This window comes from Streptomyces sp. RP5T (assembly GCF_003933965.1).
Taxonomy (GTDB): Bacteria; Actinomycetota; Actinomycetes; order Streptomycetales; family Streptomycetaceae; genus Streptomyces.
This window is the reverse complement of sequence record NZ_RSAJ01000622.1, coordinates 1-4744: the sequence shown is the minus strand read 5'-3', so window position 1 is coordinate 4744 and position 4744 is coordinate 1. Positions and strand designations below refer to the sequence as shown.

General features: G+C 74.5%; 5 protein-coding genes. 2 read left to right on the top strand and 3 right to left on the bottom strand.

Going from position 1 to position 4744, the window contains the following annotated elements; all coding sequences use genetic code 11:
• On the bottom strand, positions 1-1911 hold a 1911-nt coding region (locus EHS43_RS37805), incomplete at its 3' end, for a phage holin family protein (protein ID WP_125195140.1).
• Positions 1912-1984: 73 nt separating this feature from the next.
• The gene (locus EHS43_RS37800) at positions 1985-2386 is read right to left on the bottom strand and encodes a hypothetical protein (protein ID WP_125195139.1); all 402 of its coding nucleotides are present in this window, start codon (positions 2384-2386) and stop codon (positions 1985-1987) included.
• A gap of 83 nt (positions 2387-2469) precedes the next feature.
• Between EHS43_RS37800 and EHS43_RS37795 the strand changes: the two genes are divergently transcribed.
• Both EHS43_RS37795 and EHS43_RS37790 read left to right on the top strand, forming a co-directional pair.
• Positions 2470-3243 carry an MBL fold metallo-hydrolase gene (locus tag EHS43_RS37795; RefSeq protein WP_125195138.1) on the top strand — a complete coding sequence of 258 codons (774 nt, stop codon included), beginning with the start codon at positions 2470-2472 and terminating at the stop codon, positions 3241-3243.
• Positions 3240-3860, top strand: coding sequence for a DedA family protein (locus EHS43_RS37790; protein ID WP_125195137.1), 621 nt, complete (start codon positions 3240-3242; stop codon positions 3858-3860). Before EHS43_RS37795 ends, EHS43_RS37790 begins: the two co-directional genes overlap by 4 nt.
• Before the next feature lie 7 nt (positions 3861-3867).
• Here the strand turns inward: EHS43_RS37790 and EHS43_RS37785 are convergent.
• Positions 3868-4744, bottom strand: an 877-nt coding sequence (locus EHS43_RS37785) for an MBL fold metallo-hydrolase (protein WP_125195136.1), incomplete at its 5' end; no start/stop codon positions are given.

Genomic DNA, 4744 nt, shown 5'->3' with positions numbered 1-4744 from the left:
GCCCCCGTGCGACCCGATCTGCTCCTCGAAGGCGAGCACTTCCCCCTCCGCCGGGTCGTACCAGGAGTTGACCATGATGTCGGCGGTGTGCGGGAAGGAGTGCGTACGCCGGACGGCCTCCACCGCGCCGGGCCCGAAGTCGGCCAACGGCCCCGGATCCTCGTCCAGTCGGTCGAGCGGGATCTCGGTGCCGAACGGCCCGAGGACCACCCCGCCGTGTTCCTCGCTGCGCACCAGGAGGAAGCCGATGCCGGGATGGTTGGCGAGGGTGGTCAGCAGGGCCGGGTGGCGGGCGTCCAGCTCCTCCTTGGTCATCCGGTGGTGCACGTCGGGGAAGGAGACCAGCCCGAGGTTGCCGGAGGCCAGCACGATCGGCTCGGAGCCGCGGGCGGGCCGGTACTGCTCGCGCCCCTCCTTGCCGGGCCTGCGCAGCGCGGCACGGACGGCGGCGCGGGCCTCGGCTCCGCTGTGGGTGTGCTCGGCCCTGCGCGGCACGGGCAGCCCGCAGCCGGCCCGGACCAGGTCGCCGAGGGTGAGCCCGTAGCGGGTGCGGAAGGTCTCGCCGGGGCTCTGGCCGTGGTCGGACAGGACGACGATCCGGTACGGGCGCGGGGCGTGCTCGGCGACGTTCTCGATCAGCGCGAGCGAGCGGTCCAGGCGCTGGAGGACCTTCGCGGCGTCGCGGCCGGTCGGCCCGGAGTGGTGGGCGACCTCGTCGTAGGCGACGAGGTCGGCGTAGACGGCCGTACGGCACGCGAGCATGTCGCCCATGACGGCGGCGACCACGACGTCGCGTTCCACGACGGTCGCGAAGGCGCGGACCAGGGGGTAGAGGCCGCCGCGGCTCACCCGCGGGCGCTCCTTGCGGAACCGGGCGCGGGCCGACTGGCCGATCTCGCGGCCGACCTCGGCGGCGAAGGACAGGGCGGTGCGCACGGCGTTGGCGGGGTCGGAGAAGTAGGCGAAGTAACCGGCCCGGGAGCGGGTCTCGCGGCTGCGGCGGCGGGTGGCGATGGACAGCACGAGGGCCTGCTCCTCGGCGCCGCCGGAGAAGAGGTTGCCGCGGCTGGCGCCGTCGACGCTGAGCAGTCCGCCGTGTCCGGCCTGCTCCACGGCCCGGCGCTGGAGCTCCACGGCGCTGGTCGGGCGGTTGCAGACCATCACCTCGCCGCGGTCCTTCTCGTACCAGCGGAAGGCGGGGACGTCGTGGTTGCTGCCGTGCAGGATGCCGAGCTGGCTGGCGCCGGTCTGGCTGGACCAGTCGGTGCGCCAGGAGGTGAGCCGGTGGGTGGGGCGCACCGCGCGGCCCGGGGTGTCACTGTGCCCCATCCAGCGGGCGATCGTGGGCATCAGGCCCGCGCCGACCGCGGCCAGCAGGACGTCGTGGCCGACGCCGTCGAGCTGGAGGAAGACGGTGCCCGGGGTGGCCGGGCCGGCGGGGCCGCCTCGGCGGCGGCGGCGGTCGGCGAGACGGTACAGGCGGCGCCGGTAGGCGTCGTCGTCGCGGACCGCGAGGGCACCGCCGGTGGCGGAGGCGACCGCGGACATCACGGCGGCGACCATGACCGCGGTCTCGGGGGCGGCGTCGGCGCGCGCGGCGGGGTTGAGGCGCAGGGCGAGCAGCAGCAGCGCCCCGTTGAGGAAGAAGACGAGCAGCCCGAGCACGAGGGTCGGCACGAGCAGGAAGAGCCGCACGAGCAGCGGCCACACGACGGCCGACAGCACACCGAAGGCGCCGGCGCCGAACGCGGCGGTGACCGCGATGCGGGTCGCGCTGTCACCGGTCGGGGACTGGAGCCGGAAGTCCGGCAGGATGCCGGCCAGCACCAGCATCGTCAGGGTGGAGACGACCCACACCGTGACGCTCCGCCCGACCTGACTGGCGATCCGCCGCCAACGCCCCGCACCCACGCCCCGTACACCTCACGTCCTGGCCCGTCGTCGGTGCGGGCTCTGGGACCAGCGTGTCATACGGGTCGGACAGTCAGCGTCCGTCGTATCCCGCGGTCGGCATCGAGAGCCTGCGGTGCACCCTGGCCTTCATCTGGGCGTCGTACAGGGGTTCCGCGAAGCCCACGGTCTCCACCCGCACCCCGCGGCGGGCGCATTCGGCGGTGAACTCCTCCACGGAGGACAGGGCGCTCTCCAGGACCCGGTGGCTGGGGGCCACGAACAGGTCGCGTCCCGAGCGCACGCCGTCCCACAGCACGCAGTGGTCGGCGCGCAGGCCCCGCACCAGCAGTTCCCGCCGCACGGTGTACCCCCGCTCGGCGGCCCAGCGCGCGCACATGGCGTGCTGGCTGCGGGAGTCCACCAGGAAGGGATCGGCGTCCAGTTCCTCGAGCGGCGTCAGACTCGCGATCGCCGTGACTCGGAACGCTCCCATGGTGTCCCCCTCACCTCCGGGTTTCGCCGCCGACCCTACTCCAGCCCGTAGGCTTCGGGGAGTCGCGCGAAGGAGGCAAAGAGGTGCCGGTGGAGATCACCTGGTGGGGCCACGCCACCTGCACGGTCACGGATTCGGACGTACGTGTGCTCACCGACCCTCTGTTCGCCCGCCGGCTCGCGCATCTGCGCCGGCGCCGCGGCGCGGTGCCCCCGGCCGGCGCCCGGCGCGCGGACGTGGCACTGGTCTCCCATCTGCACGCCGACCATCTGCACGTGCCCTCGCTGGCGCGCCTGGAGCCGGGCACGCGCCTGCTCGTGCCCCGGGGCGCACCACGCCAGGTGCCGGGGCTGCGCCGGCTCACCCATCTCGCGGTGGACGAGGTGGCGCCCGGCGACGAGCGACGCGTGGGCGACCTCCTGATACGCGCGGTGCCCGCCCGGCACGACGGGCGGCGGCTGCCGCTCGGACCGCACCGCTCCCCCGCGCTCGGTTACGTCGTCGAAGGCTCCGCGCGGACCTACTTCGCCGGGGACACCGGGCTGTTCGACGACATGGCCGAGGAGGTCGGGCCGGTCGACGTGGCGCTGCTGCCGGTCGGCGGATGGGGACCGTATCTCGGGGAGGGCCACCTCGACGCGGGGCGCGCGGCCCAGGCGCTGGCCCGGCTGGGGCCGCGCAGTGCGGTGCCGGTGCACTACGGGACGTACTGGCCGATCGGGATGGACGCGGTACGGCCGCACGAGTTCCATGCGCCGGGCGCGGAGTTCGCGCGGCTGGCGGGCCGGTTCGCGCCGGGCGTGGACGTGCACCGGCTGGAGCACGGGGAGAGCGTGCGGCTGGAGGTCGCCCGGTGACGTGGCTCGAAGCCGCCACCACGGGGGCCACGTCCGGGACCGCGGGGCAGGCGATCGGCTATCCGACCCTGTTCCTGCTGGTGTTCCTGGGCGCGCTGGTGCCGGTGGTGCCCACGGGAGCACTGGTGAGTTCGGCCGCCGTGGTGGCCTTCCACCGGGCGGCCCCGCTGACCCTGGTGCTGCTGTTCGTCACGGCCTCGCTCGCCGCGTTCCTCGGGGACATCACCCTGTACTGGCTGGGGCGGCGCGGGATGAAGTCGAGGAACGGCTCGCGGTGGCTGGAGGCGATCCGGTCCCGGGCGCCGGAGGAGCGTCTCGAACAGGCGCAGGGGAAGCTGGCCGACCACGGGGTGGCCGTCCTCGTGCTGTCCCGGCTGGTGCCGGCCGGGCGGATACCGGTGATGCTGGCCTGTCTGATGGCCGAGTGGCCGCTGCGGCGGTTCGTGCGGGGGAACCTGCCGGCCTGCCTGGCCTGGGCCGTGACGTACCAGCTGATCGGGATTCTGGGCGGGTCGCTGTTCAAGGAGCCCTGGGAGGGAGTGGTCGCGGCGGTCGCGCTGACCCTGGCGATCAGCGCGGCGCCGACGGTGTGGAAGCGGGTCCGCTCCACCGGGTGAGGACTCCTCAGTCCAGCACCCTGGATCCGCCGACCGGCAGGTCCCACAGGTCCTCGCGGGCCAGGCCCGCCTTCTCCCACGCCTGCCGCACCCTCGTCAGCGGTTCCAGCACCGGCTCCGCCGAGAGCACGAACGTCCCCCAGTGCATGGGGGCCATGCGGCGGGCGCCGAGGTCCTGGGCCGCCCGCACCGCCTCCTCCGGGTCGCAGTGCACGTCGCTGAGCCACCAGCGGGGGTCGTAGGCGCCGATGGGCAGGAGGGCGAGGTCGATGCCGGGATAGCGGTGACCGATGCGGGAGAACCAGTGGCCGTAGCCCGTGTCCCCGGCGAAGTAGACCCGCTGCCCGTCCCGGGCGGTGAGGACCCAGCCGCCCCACAGGGTGCGGCAGGTGTCGGTGAGGGAGCGCTTGGACCAGTGGTGGGCGGGGACGAAGTCGAAGCGGACGCCGCCCAGTTCGGCCGCCTCCCACCAGTCGAGTTCGGTCACCGCGGTGAAGCGGCGGCGGTGGAACCAGCGGGCCAGGCCGGCCGGGACGAACACCGGGGTGTCGCGCGGCAGTCGGCGCAGCGTCGGGGCGTCCAGGTGGTCGTAGTGGTTGTGGCTGATGACGACGGCGTCGATGCGCGGCAGCGCCTCCCAGTCGATGCCGACCGGGGTGATGCGGGCCGGGGTGCCGAGGATGCGACGCGACCAGACCGGGTCGGTGAGGACGGTCAGACCGCCGATGCGCACCACCCAACTGGCGTGGCCCGCCCAGGAGACGGCGACCGTGCGGGCGTCGACGACGGGCAGCGGGGCGGGGGCGTAGGGCAGTTTCGGGATGTCGGCGAGGCCCTCGGGGCCGGGCCGGACGGCGCCCTCGCGGGCGAAGCGGGCCATGGCC